Annotated in this window: 16 protein-coding genes; 10 read left to right on the top strand and 6 right to left on the bottom strand. The window is 72.0% G+C overall.

Features of this window, described 5'->3' with window-relative positions:
• Nucleotides 1-2: 2 nt before the first annotated feature.
• The 4 genes from ACFUO4_RS06485 to ACFUO4_RS06470 all read right to left on the bottom strand — a co-directional run bounded on the left by ACFUO4_RS06485 (nucleotide 3) and on the right by ACFUO4_RS06470 (nucleotide 4,695).
• On the bottom strand, nucleotides 3-842 hold the full coding sequence (locus ACFUO4_RS06485) for a hypothetical protein (protein WP_383480448.1): 840 nt from the start codon (nucleotides 840-842) through the stop codon (nucleotides 3-5).
• Between the two features lie 64 nt (nucleotides 843-906).
• A complete protein-coding gene (locus tag ACFUO4_RS06480; RefSeq protein WP_079308354.1) occupies nucleotides 907-1,881 on the bottom strand; it encodes an acyl-ACP desaturase in 975 nt (324 codons plus the stop codon).
• A 225-nt stretch (nucleotides 1,882-2,106) separates the two neighbouring features.
• Nucleotides 2,107-2,883 carry a dimethylargininase gene (ddaH, locus tag ACFUO4_RS06475; protein ID WP_079308355.1) on the bottom strand — a complete coding sequence of 259 codons (777 nt, stop codon included), beginning with the start codon at nucleotides 2,881-2,883 and terminating at the stop codon, nucleotides 2,107-2,109.
• A gap of 183 nt (nucleotides 2,884-3,066) precedes the next feature.
• Nucleotides 3,067-4,695 (bottom strand): ABC-F family ATP-binding cassette domain-containing protein, encoded by a 1,629-nt coding sequence (locus ACFUO4_RS06470; protein ID WP_383480445.1) that lies wholly within the window; start codon nucleotides 4,693-4,695, stop codon nucleotides 3,067-3,069.
• A gap of 294 nt (nucleotides 4,696-4,989) precedes the next feature.
• On the opposite strand from ACFUO4_RS06470, the gene ACFUO4_RS06465 reads away from it, so the two are divergent.
• Nucleotides 4,990-5,649 carry a GPP34 family phosphoprotein gene (locus tag ACFUO4_RS06465; protein ID WP_383480443.1) on the top strand — a complete coding sequence of 220 codons (660 nt, stop codon included), beginning with the start codon at nucleotides 4,990-4,992 and terminating at the stop codon, nucleotides 5,647-5,649.
• Between the two features lie 109 nt (nucleotides 5,650-5,758).
• Nucleotides 5,759-6,601 (top strand): isocitrate lyase/phosphoenolpyruvate mutase family protein, encoded by an 843-nt coding sequence (locus tag ACFUO4_RS06460; RefSeq protein ID WP_383480442.1) that lies wholly within the window; start codon nucleotides 5,759-5,761, stop codon nucleotides 6,599-6,601.
• A 1-nt stretch (nucleotide 6,602) separates the two neighbouring features.
• Here ACFUO4_RS06460 and ACFUO4_RS06455 read toward each other — a convergent pair whose 3' ends face one another.
• Nucleotides 6,603-7,019 carry an SsgA family sporulation/cell division regulator gene (locus ACFUO4_RS06455; RefSeq protein WP_059195027.1) on the bottom strand — a complete coding sequence of 139 codons (417 nt, stop codon included), beginning with the start codon at nucleotides 7,017-7,019 and terminating at the stop codon, nucleotides 6,603-6,605.
• 325 nt (nucleotides 7,020-7,344) lie between these two features.
• Between ACFUO4_RS06455 and ACFUO4_RS06450 the strand changes: the two genes are divergently transcribed.
• From ACFUO4_RS06450 to ACFUO4_RS06430, 5 genes are all read left to right on the top strand, one after another.
• Nucleotides 7,345-8,400, top strand: coding sequence for a WD40/YVTN/BNR-like repeat-containing protein (locus ACFUO4_RS06450; protein ID WP_383482335.1), 1,056 nt, complete (start codon nucleotides 7,345-7,347; stop codon nucleotides 8,398-8,400).
• Nucleotides 8,401-8,445: 45 nt separating this feature from the next.
• The gene (locus tag ACFUO4_RS06445) at nucleotides 8,446-8,775 is read left to right on the top strand and encodes a plasmid stabilization protein (protein ID WP_079308359.1); all 330 of its coding nucleotides are present in this window, start codon (nucleotides 8,446-8,448) and stop codon (nucleotides 8,773-8,775) included.
• Nucleotides 8,776-8,813: 38 nt separating this feature from the next.
• On the top strand, nucleotides 8,814-9,503 hold the full coding sequence (locus ACFUO4_RS06440; RefSeq protein ID WP_383480439.1) for an endonuclease V: 690 nt from the start codon (nucleotides 8,814-8,816) through the stop codon (nucleotides 9,501-9,503).
• A 129-nt stretch (nucleotides 9,504-9,632) separates the two neighbouring features.
• The gene (mmpA, locus tag ACFUO4_RS06435; protein WP_383480437.1) at nucleotides 9,633-9,794 is read left to right on the top strand and encodes a morphogenic membrane protein MmpA; all 162 of its coding nucleotides are present in this window, start codon (nucleotides 9,633-9,635) and stop codon (nucleotides 9,792-9,794) included.
• Between the two features lie 56 nt (nucleotides 9,795-9,850).
• Nucleotides 9,851-10,507 carry a maleylpyruvate isomerase N-terminal domain-containing protein gene (locus ACFUO4_RS06430; protein WP_383480435.1) on the top strand — a complete coding sequence of 219 codons (657 nt, stop codon included), beginning with the start codon at nucleotides 9,851-9,853 and terminating at the stop codon, nucleotides 10,505-10,507.
• A 7-nt stretch (nucleotides 10,508-10,514) separates the two neighbouring features.
• On the opposite strand, the gene ACFUO4_RS06425 is transcribed toward ACFUO4_RS06430, so the two are convergent.
• Nucleotides 10,515-11,693 carry a saccharopine dehydrogenase family protein gene (locus ACFUO4_RS06425; RefSeq protein ID WP_383480433.1) on the bottom strand — a complete coding sequence of 393 codons (1,179 nt, stop codon included), beginning with the start codon at nucleotides 11,691-11,693 and terminating at the stop codon, nucleotides 10,515-10,517.
• Nucleotides 11,694-11,893: 200 nt separating this feature from the next.
• Between ACFUO4_RS06425 and ACFUO4_RS06420 the strand changes: the two genes are divergently transcribed.
• The 3 genes from ACFUO4_RS06420 to ACFUO4_RS06410 all read left to right on the top strand — a co-directional run bounded on the left by ACFUO4_RS06420 (nucleotide 11,894) and on the right by ACFUO4_RS06410 (nucleotide 15,616).
• Nucleotides 11,894-13,033, top strand: coding sequence for a CaiB/BaiF CoA transferase family protein (locus ACFUO4_RS06420; RefSeq protein ID WP_383480431.1), 1,140 nt, complete (start codon nucleotides 11,894-11,896; stop codon nucleotides 13,031-13,033).
• A gap of 190 nt (nucleotides 13,034-13,223) precedes the next feature.
• Entirely contained in the window at nucleotides 13,224-14,366 is a 1,143-nt protein-coding gene (locus ACFUO4_RS06415) for an acyl-CoA dehydrogenase family protein (protein WP_079308364.1), read from the top strand.
• Between the two features lie 35 nt (nucleotides 14,367-14,401).
• On the top strand, nucleotides 14,402-15,616 hold the full coding sequence (locus ACFUO4_RS06410; protein ID WP_079308365.1) for an acetyl-CoA C-acetyltransferase: 1,215 nt from the start codon (nucleotides 14,402-14,404) through the stop codon (nucleotides 15,614-15,616).
• The last annotated feature ends 29 nt before the right edge of the window (nucleotides 15,617-15,645 follow it).

Below are 15,645 nucleotides of genomic sequence, written 5' to 3'. Positions count from 1 at the left end.
TCTCACGCGATGGCGCCGGCCGTGACGATCAGTTCCGGTGTGTTCCCGTGGAACGTCTCCGTGAGCTGGGCCAGGACGGCCCACGCGTCCTCGTTGTCGCCCAAGTGCTCCTGGACCAGAGGCCGCAGGGCGTCCTCGGCCTCCTTCAGCCGTGCCGGGAACAGGAGTTGACCCAGCGACAGCACCTCGAGGACCCGCAGCGCCGGGCCGTCGGAGGCTACGTAGTCCGCGGGGCTCTCGAACACGCCCGCCTGGCGCAGCCGGTGGGTGAACTTCGCGTGCGTACCGAAACCGGCCCGCACCGACGGCGGGCAGTCCGGGCGGACGGAGAGCGCCCACCGGGCGTAACCGGGCAGCGGGTGGTCGCGGTCCGCCGCACCGACCGTCTCCCAGTCGGCGCGGGTCAGCACCATGGACGCGGCGGTGCGCCCCTCGCTCCATGTGCCGACCTCGCGCAGGGCGCCGACGAGGCCGAGGCGGACATAGGCCTCGGGAACCTCGGGTTCCTGCCCGGGCAGGGTCGCGTCGACCGGCAGCGGACCCACGCGACCGGGTGTGAACGGCACCCCGCGCGCGATGGCGCGGCGCAGGCCCGCGTCGGTCGGGATGTGCCGCCACAGCACGGCGTTGAGCTGCGGGTCGTCGTTCTCCAGGATCCACAGTGCGACGGAGGCCTCGAGACGGCGGGCCCAGGTCCACGCGCGCGTGACGCGGCCCCGGGCCTGCGCGGGGCTCTCGGGCTCCGGCAGGCCGGTCCGGGCCCGGACCCGTACGGCGGTCTCCTCGTCGACGAGGCCGAGCAGGAACCCGACCGCCCGCTCCGCCCTGGTGTTCTCTCGCATGGCGGCATGATGCCGCTGGTCGGGGCCGGACCGCACCGGAAAATCGACGGGGCCCCGGCCGCGGTCAGCCCGCCGCGCGGGCCGCCATGCGCGCCTTGCGTGCCGCCAGCTTCTCGTCGAACTTCAGGGCCTCCGCGTCCAGGCCGCCCATGAACATGCCGAGCTCGTCCTGGGCCCGCTGCCCCTCGGGGCCGAGACCGTCGATCTCCATGACCTTCAGGTGACGCAGGACCGGCTGGAGGACGTCGTCGTGGTGGATGCGCATGTTGTAGACCTCGCCGATGGCCATCTGCGCGGCGAAGCGCTCGAAGCCGGGCATGCCGTGGCCGGGCATCCGGAAGTTCACGACCACGTCCCGGACCGCCTGCATGGTCAGGTCGGGCGCGAGCTCGAACGCCGCCTTCAGGAGGTTGCGGTAGAAGACCATGTGGAGGTTCTCGTCGGTCGCGATGCGCGCCAGCATGCGGTCGCAGACCGGGTCGCCGGACTGGTGACCGGTGTTGCGGTGCGAGATGCGGGTCGCGAGCTCCTGGAAGGCGACATAGGCGACCGAGTGGAGCATCGAGTGGCGGTTGTCGGACTCGAAGCCCTCCGACATGTGCTGCATGCGGAACGCTTCCAGCTTGTCCGGGTCCACCGCACGCGAGGCGAGCAGGTAGTCGCGCATCACGATGCCGTGCCGGCCCTCCTCGGCGGTCCAGCGGTGCACCCAGGTGCCCCAGGCACCGTCGCGGCCGAACAGGGAGGCGATCTCGTGGTGGTAGCTGGGGAGGTTGTCCTCGGTGAGGAGGTTCACCACGAGCGCGATGCGGCCGATCTCGGTGACCTTCGACTGCTCCTTGTCCCAGGCCTCGCCGTCCTCGAAGAAGCCGGGGAAGTTACGGGCGTCGCTCCACGGGACGTACTCGTGCGGCATCCAGTCCTTGGCGACCTTCAGATGCCGGTTGAGCTCGGTCTCGACGACTTCCTCCAGCGCGTACAGCAGCTTGGCGTCGGTCCAGACGGCGGGGCTGCCGAGGTGAGGGGAAGTGATCGTCACAAGAACTCCAGGGGGACGCGTAACACAGGGGAGCAGAGCCGGGTGACCGGTGAGCGGTTGCCGGTACCTACGAGAGCGTAGGCTACGAAACCGTAGGTTACGAAGCCGTAGGTTAAGCGTGACGTAAAGATCCCTGATCAGCCTGTGTTCCCACGATGTTTCGGGGCATATGCGTAAGCCCCAGGACCGCAGGTCCCGGGGCTGAACGGATGATCCGCTCACTCGTCAGGCGTACAGCTCCCGTACGCGGACCGAGAGGCATGTCACACAGCCCTCGAGCTTCTCGAACTCGCTGATGTCGACCACGACCGGTTCGTGGCCGAGGTCGGCCAGCAGGTCGATGGTCTTCGGCGCGCTCGCCGAGATCAGCAGCTTGTGACCGCCGAGCAGCACGACGTGACCGCCGGCCTCCTCCGGCACCGACAGGAAGCGCGGGAACAGCGACGGCCGGTCGACCTTCGGGATGTTCCCGATGACCGTGCCGTCGGGCAGCGCCGTCACCGCCGACTTCAGGTGCAGCACCTTGCTCACCGGCACGGCGACGACCCGCGCGCCGAGCGGCTCGAAGGCGGCGCGCAACTGCTGGACGCCCGCCGCGTTGGTACGGCCGCCACGGCCGACGTAGATGGTGTCGCCGACCTTGAGGACGTCACCGCCGTCCAGGGTGCCCGGCTCCCAGATCCAGTTCACCGAGCAGCCCAGCGAGGCCACGGCCTCCTCGACCCCGGCGGTCTCCTCGCGCCGCGACTCGGCGCCGGGCCGGGTGATCAGGGCGACGTTCCTGTACATGACGACCGTGTCCTCGACGAACACCGAGTCCGGGCAGTCGTCGGCCGGGTCCACCTCGATCGTCTCCCAGCCGTGCGTGCGCAGGGCCTCGGCGTACGCCTCCCACTGCTCGACCGCGAGGTCGACGTCGACCTTCTCGCGCTCGATGTGCGTCACCAGGCCTTCGGCGAGGCGCGGGCTGGGACGGCGGATGAGGGCCTTCTTGCTGGGCACTGGGAACTCCGTAACGGCGGCAGGTGGCGGCGCCCCGGAAAAAGCGGCACCGGTCCGCCATCATGCAGGGCGGGCCCGCGCACACAAAACCCCCGGGGCCAGGCTGTGGCCCTCCTGAGATACTCGGCAGTAACCCGGCGCCGGCGCCCTCCACCTCCGTGGCGGTTCGCCGGCGCCGTGCCCTCACGCCTCGTCGATCTCCGCGACGGCCTCCGCCGTCGTCTCCCGGAGCTCGCCGTCCAGCAGCAGCCACCGCGTGATGCCGATCGACTCCAGGAACGGCAGGTCGTGGCTGGCCACGATCAGCGCTCCCTCGTACGACTCCAGCGCGGACGTCAGCTGTCGCACGCTCGCCATGTCGAGGTTGTTCGTCGGCTCGTCCAGCATCAGCAGCTGCGGGGCCGGCTCGGCCAGCATCAGCGCCGCCAGGGCCGCCCGGAAGCGCTCGCCGCCGGACAGGGTCGCCGCCTTCTGGTCGGCGCGGGCGCCCCGGAACAGGAAGCGGGCCAGCCGCGCCCGGACCCGGTTGTTGGTGGCGGCCGGCGCGAACCGCGCCACGTTCTCGGCGACCGACAGCTCGTCGTCGAGAACGTCGAGCCGTTGCGGCAGGAACCGCAGCGGCACATGCGCGTGCGCCTCGCCCGACACCGGCGCCAGCTCCCCGGCGATCGTCCGCAGCAGCGTCGTCTTGCCCGCGCCGTTGCGGCCGACCAGCGCGACCCGCTCGGGACCGCGCAGGTCGAAGCCGCCCTTCACGCGCGCGCCGTAAGCCGGCTCCAGATCCATGAGCGTCAGCACGTCACGGCCCGGCGGCACGGCCGTGTACGGCAGGTCGACGCGGATCACGTCGTCGTCCCGTACGGCCTCCACCGCCTCATCGAGCCGCTCCTTGGCCTCGGCGAGCCTCCCCTCGTGCATGATGCGGTGCTTGCCCGCGGAGACCTGCGCCGAGCGCCGCTTCAGTTTCATCACCGCCCTCGGCTCTCGTTTGTTCTCGTACATCTTGTTGGCGTACCGCGTGCGCTGTGCCAACTTGGAGTGGGCCTCGACGAGTTCGCGCTTCTGCCGTTTCAGATCGGCCTCGGCGACCCGCACCATCCGCTCCGCCGCCTCCTGTTCGGTGGCGAGGGACTCCTCGTAGGCGGAGAAGTTGCCGCCGTACCAGGTGACCTCGCCGGCGCGCAGATCGGCGATCTGGTCGACGAGTTCGAGCAGTTCACGGTCGTGGCTGACGATGACCATGACCCCGGACCAGGACGCGACGGCCGCGTACAGGCGCCTGCGGGCGTACAGGTCGAGGTTGTTGGTCGGTTCGTCCAGGAGCAGCACGTCGGGCCGGCGCAGCAGCAGCGCGGCCAGCCGCAGCAGCACCGACTCGCCGCCGGACACCTCGCCGACCGTGCGGTCCAACCCGATGTGGCCGAGGCCGAGTTCGCCGAGGGTGGCCAGGGCGCGCTCCTCCGCGTCCCAGTCGTCGCCGACGGTCTCGAAGTGCGCCTCGGACACGTCGCCCGCCTCGATGGCGTGCAGTGCGGCCCGCTGGGCGGCGATGCCGAGCACCTCGTCGACCCGCAGGGTGGTGTCGAGCGTGACGTTCTGCGGCAGATGGCCGACCTCGCCGGCGACCCGCACGGTGCCGTCGGCCGGGGTGAGTTCACCGGCGATCAGTTTCAACAGGGTGGATTTGCCGGACCCGTTGACGCCGACGAGGCCGGTGCGGCCGGGGCCGAAGGCGATGTCGAGGTCCTCGAAGACGGGGGTGCCGTCGGGCCAGGAGAAGGCAAGGGAGGTACAGGTGAGGGAAGCGGACATACAGGCCTCGCGGTTGCTCGGTGCGGTCAGGGGCAAACGCGTATCGAGAACACCTGCGACCACAGGGAGGCTCCGCGGGCAGAAGAGGGGTATGAGAAAAGCCCTGCACCCAAGGACGGCTCGAACGCCGAGGTCGCACGCGGCGCACACACCTCAGGTGTGTGACGCGGTGTCTCATGACCTCAGAGGAGCAACGTCCTTCTCCGATCGACGGCAGCAGAAGCGTTGTCCACGGTAGGCAGCGGCGTCGAGACCGTCAATCGAATTAATGTGAACCGATCTGTAGGAGGCCCCGTGCCCGACGGCTCGCTGTCCCTGCCCGCCCGGCTCTACCTGCTGGCCTGGGACACCACGCGCAACGAACTCACCGACACGATCCACGTCGATCACCTCGTGCGGGCCGGCGCCCTCACCGAACTGGCCCGGCGCGGGCTGCTCCTCGACGACGACGGCATCGCCACCCCCGCCGACCTGGACTCCGACACCGGGGACGCCGTCCTCGACGGGCTCCTGGAACTCGTACGGGAGTCCCGGCCGCACCACTGGCACAGCTGGGTGCCGCTGCACGCGCGCGTGACGCTCGACGCGGTGCGGGAGCAGCTGGCCGCCGGCGGTTACCTCCGCGCGGAGAAGCGGCGGGCCCTTGGAGTGTTCCCGACCGTCGAGTACGCCCTGGAGCGCGTCGCCGCCGTGGACGCGCTGCGGGCGGAGGCGCGGCGGATCCTCGAAGGGCCGGTGCCGACCGCGGAGGTCTCCGACCGGGACGCGGCCGTCGTCACCCTGGCCGCCGCGGCCGGACTGCGCACCCTGCTGAGCCGGGACGAGCGCGGTCGGTACGAGGACCGGCTGGCGGAACTGGCCGGGCGCAGCGGGGCGGCGGGGGATGTGACGCGGAAGGCGGGGGAGGAGCTGAGGTCCGCGCTGTCGCGCGCGGCCGTGCCGGCGGGGGCCTGAGAGGCCGACGGGAGCCTGCGGGGCGGGGGCGGCGTCCCTCGCCGGTCTGCCTCACGTCGATGTCGTTTTCCTGCCAGCCCCGGCCCGCTCCCGCTGCTTGAGTGAACGCATGACCAAGCAGACCTCGCTCCGCGACCGCGCCCTCGCCTTCCACGCCCTGCACGTCCCCGGACGCCCGCTGATCCTGCCCAACGCCTGGGACACCGCGAGCGCCCGGATCGTCGCTCACGCGGGAGCCGCGGCCGTCGCCACCACCAGCGCCGGGCTCGCGTGGGGCCTCGGCGCGGCGGACGGCGACCGGGTGGACCGGGACCGTGCCCTCGGGGTCGTCGCGGACATCGCCGCCGCCGTGGACGTCCCCGTCAGCGCGGACGTCGAGAGCGGCTACGCCGAGGACCCGGAAGGAGTCGCCGACACGATCCGCGCGGTCCTCGCGGCGGGCGCGGTCGGCGTGAACATCGAGGACGCGCTGTACGGGGAGGGCGCGGGACCGCTGCGGGACGTCGCCGAGCAGGCCGAGCGGATCGCCGCCGCCCGCGCTGCCGCCGACGCTGCGGACGTGCCGTTGTTCGTCAACGCCCGGATCGACACGTTCCTGCGCGGCGCCGGGGGAGTGGATGACACCCTGGAACGGGCCGCCGCCTTCCGGGCCGCGGGCGCCGACGGGATCTTCGTCCCCGGGGCCGTCGACCCGGGGATCGTGAAGGAGCTCGTCGACGGCGTCGACGGCCCGGTGAACATCATGGTCGGCCCTGGCGCCCCACCGGTCGCGGACCTGGCGGCGCTCGGCGTCGCGCGCGTGAGCGCGGGCGCGGGCATCCCCATGGCCGTGCACGCCCTGGTGCACCGCGCCGCGCGGGAGCTGCTGGACGCGGGCACGTACGACTCGCTGGCCGGCGGGTTCGACTACGGCGAGCTCAACGCGCTGCTGGGCGGGGGCCGTCAGCGGTAGGTCAGCAGGCGTCCCGCATCAGCTCGGCCAGCTGCTGGTCGAGGTCGAGCTGGAGATGCTCCAGACCGACGGGCACCAGCTCGGCCGTCGCCTCCAGGAAACGCCGCAGCTCGCCCGAGCGGACATGCACGACGGCGGTGCCCTCGGGGGCGTGGAACTCCAGCACGGTGCGGTCGTAGCCGTACGGCCGCACGCGTACGTCGCCGTGGCCCTCGGGGGCCGTCATGCCCGCGGTGAGGAGTTCGCGGGAGAACGTCCAGCAGACGTCCACGCCCTCCAGGGTGGCCGGCGCCGGAAAGGTCATCCGGACGGCGAACGGGTCGCGCCGGTCGTAGTGCAAGGTGGCGGGAATGCTCGGCATCCGCGGCGCGGCGGCGACGAGGCGGGCCTCTACGGGCTGCTCGATGACGGTGGACAACGCCTTGCTCCCTTGTGACGACTGAACGGACGGCTGGACGGACGGTTGGGACGGCTGGACCGACCTCCGGGCGGTCGGGCCCGGACAAAGGAAGAGACGTCGGAACGGGCCCATCCGTGCACACCGGAATCGAGTGACCTCGGTCACCGCGTTTCATGCACGGGAGTGACGCAGCCGACCTGCCGTGCCGCGAAGGGCACTTGTGACGCCCAGGACCCCATCTGGACGGCCACGCGCGCGTGGGCTAGCTTCGCCCGCCATGAGGCGCTTGGGGAACACGCGACGGACGATACGTACGAGCCGCAGGATGCGAGCCGGTACCCGGATGGCCGCGGGGGTGGCCTGCGCGGCGGCGTTGGCCGCGCTGACGGCCGTACCCGCGCAGGCGCACGCACCGGAGCATCGGGCGCCGCACTGGGAGCTGAAGAACAGCGGTACTCCGGACGTACGGTTCCGGGGTCTGTCCGCCGTCAGCCGGACGACCGCGTGGGTGTCCGGCACCCAGGGGACCGTGCTGCGCACCACGGACGGCGGCGCGACCTGGCGGAACGTGTCGCCGCCCGGGGCGCAGGAGCTGCAGTTCCGGGACATCGAGGCCTTCGACGCGCGGCGGGCCGTCGTCCTGGCGATCGGCGAGGGCGAGGCGTCCAGGGTGTACCGCACCGAGGACGGCGGAGCCACCTGGACCGAGTCCTTCCGTAACACCGACGCGCGGGCCTTCTACGACTGCCTCACCTTCCTCGACCGCAGGCACGGGCTGGCGATGAGCGATCCCGTGGACGGGAAGTTCCGCATCCTGTCGACGGACGACGGCGGCCGCTCCTGGAAGGTGCTCCCGAACGACGGCATGCCGGCCGCGCTGGAGGGCGAGGCCGGGTTCGCCGCGAGCGGCCAGTGCCTGGTCTCCTCCGGTCCGAAGGACGTCTGGCTCGCCACCGGAGGCGCGGCACGCGCGCGCGTGCTCCACTCCTCCGACCGCGGCCTGACCTGGACGGCCACCGACACCCCGATCCCGGCCGGGGACCCCGCCAAGGGTGTCTTCGCCCTCGCCTTCCGCGACCGCACGCACGGTCTCGCGGTCGGCGGCGACTACCGCGCGGACCAGGCCTCCCCGCAGGCGGGCGCGGTGACCGGGGACGGCGGCCGCACCTGGCAGCCCGCCGCCACCTCACCGCCCGCCTACCGCTCCGGCGTCGCCTGGCTCCCGCACAGCCGCACCGCGGCCCTCGCCGTCGGCCCCACCGGCACCGACCTCACGACCGACGGCGGCCGCACCTGGCGCACGGTCGACACGGGCTCCTACGACACCGTGGACTGCACCCCCGACCTGGGCTGCTGGGCGGCCGGCGAGAAGGGGCGGGTGGCCCGGCTGGAGAACTGAGCGCGGAAGTGGGTACCCGGTCGCCGAGCGCGAAAGGAGAGCCCTATGCCACGCGGTTCGAGCCCGAAGAGGGAACGCCAGTACGAGCACATCAAGAAGAGCGCCCAGGACCGGGGCGAGAGCACCGGCCGGGCCGAGGAGATCGCCGCGCGTACGGTCAACAAGGAACGCGCCCGCTCCGGCGAGTCCAAGACCGCGAGCCGCACCTCCACGCAGGACATGTCGTCCGGCAAGCGGGGCGGCCAGCGGTCCGGCAAGGGTTCGCAGGGCCCGACCTACGACCAGCTCTACGAAGAGGCCAAGCGGCGCAACATCAGCGGCCGTTCGGACATGAACAAGAGCCAGCTGAAGCAGGCGCTGGGCCGAAAGGGCTGACCCGAGCCCGTAGGGGAGTGCGTACGCTCGTCGACATCATGACGACCGTACGCATTCCCGCGGGCTGGCCCGCGACCGAGGACGAAGCCCGCGCCGTGCAGGACGAGTTGCGGGCGAAAGTGGTGCTCGACGAATCCGGCCCACCATCCGGAACCGGCCGGGTGACGGGCGTCGACGTGGCCTACGACGACGAGCGGGACGTCGTCGCGGCCGCGGCGGTCGTCCTCGACGCGGCGACCCTGGAGGTCGTCGCTCAGGCCACGGCGGTCGGCCGCGTCTCCTTCCCGTACGTCCCCGGCCTGCTCGCCTTCCGCGAGATCCCCACGGTCCTGGCGGCCTTGGAGGCCCTGCCCTGCCCGCCGGGCCTGATCGTCTGCGACGGCTACGGCCTCGCCCACCCCCGCCGCTTCGGCCTCGCCAGCCACCTGGGCGTCCTCCTGGACCTCCCCACGATCGGCGTCGCGAAGAACCCCTTCACCTTCACGTACGACGACCCGGCCACCCCGCGCGGCAGCACCAGCCCGCTCCTGGCGGGCACCGAGGAGGTCGGCCGCGCCGTCCGCACCCGCGACTCCGTCAAGCCGGTCTTCGTCTCCGTGGGCCACCGCACCACCCTCGACAACGCCTGCGCCCACACCCTGTCCCTGACCCCCGAGTACCGCCTCCCGGAGACCACCCGCCACGCGGACGCGCTGTGCCGGAGGGCGCTGAAGGAGGCGACGGCCTGAGACGCGCGCGTGGAGGCCGTTTCCTCGCTGCGACGAATGCGCGCGTGGAGGCCCTACTCGGCTCCTGAGTACGTGAACTGAGTATCTGTACGGATGTGGCGCGTCGGCATGATCGGCAGGCTGTGCCGCATGACGACGCACCGTATGCCCCGCCAGCGCTCCCCGAAGCCCCTCGCCGACCCCAACCGGCCCGTCGAGCGGGCGGTGATGGCCGCGCTCGTCCTGGCCGTGCTCGCGGGGCTCGCCTGGATCTGCGGGATGATCTACACGGTCGCCACCTGGCCGCTGTAGGGCGCGCCCGGCAATGCGCTTGTGGGGTGTCTCGGCGGCGCACTAGCTTGCCGAGGGTGGATCTCTTCTCGCGGACGTGGGCGGCGCTGCGCAAGGCCGTCGCGGACCTTCCGGACCAGGACTTCGACAAGCCGTCGGGCTGTGCCGGGTGGCTGGTGCGGGACCTCGTGTGCCATCTGGTGATCGACGCCCAGGACGTGCTGATCACCCTTGTCACCCCCGCTGACGCCGAGCCCACCGCCGACTCCGTCACCTACTGGCACGTCGCCGACGAGCCGCCCACCGGGGACGACCCGCTCGACGCACTGATCGTCCGGCTCGCCGCCGCCTACCAGGAGCCGCGTCTGCTCAAGTTCCACCTGGACGACGTCGGTTCCGCCGCCGGACGCGCGGCCGAACTCGCCGACCCCGCCGGGCGGGTGAGCACCCAGGACATGGTCCTCACCGCCGGCGACTACCTCGGCGCCTACGTCCTGGAGTGGACGCTGCACCACCTCGACCTCGTCGCCCACCTCCCGGACGCGGCGGCACCGCCCAGCGAGGGGCCGGCACGCTCCCGTGAGCTGCTGGAGCAGATCGCCGGGGCCGCGTTCCCCGCCTCGTTCACCGACACGGACGCCCTCCTCGTCGGCACCGGACGCCGCCCGCCGACGGACGCGGAGCGGGCCGAACTGGGCGAGCTGGGCAAGAAGCTGCCGCTGATCCTGGGCTGAGCCGTCGCTACCTGCTCTTCGCCACCCGGAACACGATCCCCGCCGCCCGCAGCCGTTCGATCAGCGCGTCCCCCATCGCGACCGCCGTCGTGACCTGCCCGGCCGTCGCCGGAAGGTCGTCGAAGGCGAGGCACAGCGCCGCCTCGGCGAACATCTTCGCCGTCTCGTCGTACCCCGGGTCGCCGCCCGAGACCTCCGTGAACACCTGACGGCCGCCGCCCTCACCCACGAAACGCACCGAGAACCAGCTCTTCGCCCGCTTCTCCGTGCTCGGGCCGTCCCCGGGCCTGACCCGGCCCGACAACCAGCGCCGCGCGGGAGGCAGTTGGGCCGCCGCGAACAGCGCGCCGACGGCGGCGATTCCGCCCACCGCCACCGGCAGCCGGCGCACGGCCGCGTAGTGGCGGTAGCGGAAGTCGGGACCGTAACGCTCCAGCGCCCTGGCGGACCGGCCCACGATCTGCGCGTCGATCGTCGGCAACGGCAGCGCCCAGGCGCCGACCTCCCCGGCGAACCGCGGCGCGCCGTTCGGGGTCGTGGCCCGGCGCCCCACCAGGCGCGGCTCGTGGCGCCCCCGGTCCCGCGCGGCGGCCAGCATCTGCCGGCCGCGCGCGAACTGGTTCAGCGCCGAGGCGAACGTACCGCCCGAGAACATCGCGTCGGCCCGCACGAACCCGTCCACCCGCAGCGGCACCCCCTCCGGCAGCTGCCGCACCGTGAAGTACGCGCCGAGGTCGTGCGGCACCGAGTCGAAACCGCAGGCGTGCACCAGCCGCGCCCCGGTCTCCCGCGCGCGTGCGTCATGGCGGACGTACATCAGGTCCACGAACTCCGGCTCACCGGTGAGGTCGAGATAGTCCGCACCCGTCTCCGCGCAGGCGGCGACCAGTTCCTCGCCGTACGTCACGTAGGGGCCCACCGTCGTGGCCACTACGCGCGCGTGCTCGGCGAGCGCCCGCAGCGAGGCGGGATCGGCCACGTCGGCCCGCAGCACACCGATCTCCGCGCCGCCCGGCAGCCGCTCCCGCAGCGCCTCGAGCTTCTCCTCGCTGCGGCCCGCGATGGCCCACCGCAGCCCTTCGGGCGCGTGCGCGGCGAGGTACTGCGCGGTGAGCGTCCCCACGAAACCGGTCGCTCCGAAGAGCACGATGTCGTACGGACGGTCCGTTCTGTTCAGCCTGCTCATGACACCTCTCGTCCGCCGGCACGCCGTTGTCGGTGGCCGAGGCTAGCGTGACAGCAGAAAGGCGCGGACGGTGACCCATCGGTAAATTGGCTAAGCGCTTGCTCGTTCAGGCTCTTGTGTCCTGCGGAGCGGCTTCTTAGCATCACTGGTGTTACATCAGTTGTGTCACGCCCAGGTGGGCCGGACGGCATGGGGGCTGGATGACCACGGCAACGACGCCAGGGCAGGGCCCGCTGACCGGCGTGCGCGTACTCGAGCTCGCCGGGATCGGCCCGGGTCCGTTCGCCGCCATGCTCCTGGCCGACCTCGGCGCCGACGTGGTGCGCGTCGACAGGCCCGGCGGACCCGGCCTCGCGATCAACCCGGCGTACGACGTCACCAACCGCAACAAGCGCTCGGTGATCGTCGACCTCAAGGCTCCGGACGGCGCCGCCCGCGTCCTCGACCTCGCCGCGCACGCCGACATCCTCGTCGAGGGCTACCGCCCCGGCGTCGCCGAGCGACTCGGTGTCGGCCCGGACGCCTGTCAGGCCCGCAACCCCCAGCTGGTCTACGGGCGGATGACCGGCTGGGGCCAGGACGGGCCCCTCGCCGAGCGCGCCGGGCACGACATCGCGTACATCGCCCTCACCGGCACCCTCGGCATGATCGGCGACCCCGGCGCACCCCCGGCCGTCCCCGCCAACCTCCTCGGTGACTACGCGGGCGGCTCCCTCTACCTCGTCGTCGGCGTCCTCGCCGCCCTCCACCACGCGCGCGTGACCGGCGCCGGCCAGGTCGTGGACGCCGCCATCGTGGACGGCACCTCCCATCTCGCCGCGATGATCCACGGCATGGTCGCGGCCGGCGGCTGGCAGGACCGGCGCGGCGCCAACCTCCTCGACGGCGGTTGCCCGTACTACGGCACCTACGAGACCGCCGACGGCCGGTACATGGCGGTCGGCGCGCTGGAACCGCAGTTCTACGACGAGTTCGTCCGCGTCCTCGGCATCCCCGAGCACGCCGACGCCCGCAAGGACTGGACCCGCTGGGGCGAGCTGCGCGAGGCCGTCGCCGCCCGCTTCAGGTCCCGTACCCGGGACGAGTGGACGGCCGCCTTCGACGGCACCGACGCCTGCGTGGCACCCGTCCTGTCGCTGGCAGAGGCCCCGCACCACCCGCACCTCGCCGCCCGCGGCACCTTCACCGACCACGGCGGCATCACCCAGCCCGCCCCCGCACCCCGCTTCTCCGCGACCCCGACGGCGGTACGGACCGGCCCGGCGAGGCCCGGCGCCGACACCGCGGAGGTGGCCCGCGACTGGCACGTACCGGACCTGACCAAGGACCAGAGCCGGTGACGGGCGGAGAACCGACCGGGCCCCGGCATCCGGTGTCGGGCCGTGAACCGACCCGGCATCCGACGAACGGCGGCGAGCCGATCAGATCCCGACATCCGGCGAAGGGCCGTGAACCGATCGGGTCCCGGCATCCGATGAAGGTGCAGAAGCCCATGAACGGCCAGGAACCCATGAAAGGCCCCGACGCGGAATGAAACGGCAGATCTTCGCCCCCGAGCACGACGCGTTCCGCGACACCGTGCGTGCCTTCCTCGACCGGGAGGTGCTGCCGCACTACGCGCAGTGGGAGAAAGACGGCATCGTCTCCCGCGAGGCCTGGCGCGCGGCGGGCAAGCAGGGCCTGCTCGGCCTCGCCGTGCCCGAGGAGTACGGCGGTGGCGGCACCCCCGACTTCCGGTACTCGGCCGTGCTCGCGGAGGAGTTCACGCGCGCGGGCGCCCCCGGACTCGCCCTGGGCCTGCACAACGACATCATCGGCCCGTACCTGACCGGCCTGGCCACCGAGGAGCAGCGCCGCCGCTGGCTGCCCGGATTCTGCGACGGTTCGCTGATCACCGCCATCGCCATGACCGAGCCCGGCGCGGGCTCCGACCTCCAGGGCATCCGCACCCACGCGGAGGACCGCGGCGACCACTGGCTGCTCAACGGCTCCAAGACGTTCATCTCCAACGGCATCCTCGCCGACCTGGTGATCGTCGTCGCGAGGACCACCCCGGAGGGCGGCGCCCACGGCCTGTCGCTGCTGGTCGTCGAGCGCGGCATGGACGGCTTCGAGCGGGGCCGCAACCTCGACAAGATCGGCCAGAAGGCACAGGACACGGCCGAGCTGTTCTTCCACGACGTGCGCGTGCCCAAGGAGAACCTCCTCGGCGAGCTCAACGGCGCGTTCCTCCACCTGATGACCAACCTCGCCCAGGAGCGGCTGAGCATCGCCGTCTCCGCCATCGCCGCCGCCGAGCACCTCCTGGAGATCACCACGGAGTACGTCAAGGAACGCGAGGCCTTCGGCCGGCCGCTCGCCACCAAGCAGCACATCCGGTTCGAGATAGCCGAGATGGCCACCGAGTGCGCCGTCACCCGCACGTTCCTCGACCGCTGCATCGAGGATCACTCGAACGGGGAGCTCGACGCGGTCCACGCCTCCATGGCCAAGTGGTGGGCGACCGAACTGCAGAAGCGGGTCGCCGACCGCTGTCTGCAACTGCACGGCGGCTACGGCTACATGAGCGAATATCCGGTCGCCCGGGCCTTCACCGACGGCCGTATCCAGACCATCTACGGCGGCACGACCGAGATCATGAAGGAGATCATCGGACGTTCCCTGCTGGGCTGACCCTCACCCTCGACCCACCCTCGAAAGGCCTCCCTGTGAGCACCGAAGCGTACGTGTACGACGCGATCCGCACCCCGCGCGGACGCGGCAAGGCGAACGGCGCCCTGCACGGCACCAAGCCCATCGACCTGGTCGTCGGACTCATCCACGAGATCCGCGCCCGCTTCCCCGGCCTCGACCCGGCCGCGATCGACGACATCGTCCTCGGCGTGGTCGGCCCGGTCGGCGACCAGGGCTCCGACATCGCCCGCATCGCCGCCATCGCGGCCGGACTGCCCGACACGGTCGCGGGCGTACAGGAGAACCGCTTCTGTGCCTCGGGCCTGGAGGCCGTCAACCTGGCCGCCGCCAAGGTCCGCTCCGGCTGGGAGGACCTGGTCCTCGCGGGCGGCGTCGAGTCCATGTCCCGGGTGCCGATGGCCTCCGACGGCGGCGCCTGGTTCAACGACCCGATGACCAACCTCGCCGTGAACTTCGTGCCGCAGGGCATCGGCGCCGACCTCATCGCCACCATCGAGGGCTTCTCCCGCCGGGACGTCGACGAGTACGCGGCCCTCTCCCAGGAGCGCGCGGCGACGGCCTGGAAGGAAGGCCGCTTCGAGCGGTCCGTCGTCCCGGTCAAGGACCGTGCGGGCCTGACCGTCCTCGACCACGACGAGCACCTGCGCCCCGGCACCACCGCGGACTCCCTCGCCAAGCTGAAGCCCTCCTTCGCGGACATCGGCGAGCTCGGCGGCTTCGACGCGGTGGCCCTGCAGAAGTACCACTGGGTCGAGAAGATCGACCACGTCCACCACGCGGGCAACTCCTCCGGCATCGTCGACGGCGCCTCCCTCGTCGCCATCGGCTCCAAGGAGGTCGGCGACCGCTACGGGCTCACCCCGCGCGCGCGGATCATCTCCGCGGCCGTCTCCGGCTCCGAGCCGACCATCATGCTCACCGGCCCTGCCCCGGCGACCCGCAAGGCCCTCGCCAAGGCCGGGCTGACCATCGACGACATCGACCTCGTCGAGATCAACGAGGCCTTCGCGGCCGTCGTCCTGCGCTTCGTGAAGGACATGGGCCTGTCCCTGGACAAGGTCAACGTCAACGGCGGTGCCATCGCCCTGGGCCACCCGCTCGGCGCGACCGGCGCCATGATCCTCGGCTCGCTCATCGACGAACTCGAGCGCCAGGACAAGCGGTACGGCCTCGCCACCCTGTGCGTGGGCGGCGGCATGGGCATCGCCACCATCGTCGAGCGCATCTGACCCCCCTCCCGACGGACACGACGGATCAC

Source organism: Streptomyces sp. NPDC057280, assembly GCF_042668605.1.
Classification (GTDB): domain Bacteria; phylum Actinomycetota; class Actinomycetes; order Streptomycetales; family Streptomycetaceae; genus Streptomyces.
Note: the sequence above shows the minus strand (reverse complement) of the source record. Positions and strands in the feature narration are given on the sequence as shown.